The 247-nt window shown below is 58.7% G+C and carries 1 pseudogene; it reads left to right on the top strand.

The features are described 5' to 3' along the window. Positions 1-247 (top strand): annotated as a pseudogene (locus tag A3709_RS23835) (hypothetical protein); the annotation flags it as partial.

Genomic DNA, 247 nt, shown 5'->3' with positions numbered 1-247 from the left:
TACATGCAGTACCGCGAGTATGCGCGTCACTCCCTGCGCGACGCGGATGCCATGCACCGCTACGAAGCGGATCTGATGCGCTATGCCAAGCTCATTCGCCACTTCCTGTTGCGTACACCCGCCGACCCCACATCGTTCAAGCCTCGGGATATCGGCGAACTGATCTTTATGGCGAAGAAGTTCGCCGATATCCCGAGGCTTGAACGATGTGGGGTCGGCGGGTGTACGCAACAGGAAGTGGCGAATG

Origin of the sequence: Halioglobus sp. HI00S01 (assembly GCF_001635445.1) — a bacterium.
Classification (GTDB): Bacteria; Pseudomonadota; Gammaproteobacteria; order Pseudomonadales; family Halieaceae; genus Halioglobus; species Halioglobus japonicus.
This window is presented reverse-complemented; position numbering and strand designations above follow the sequence as displayed.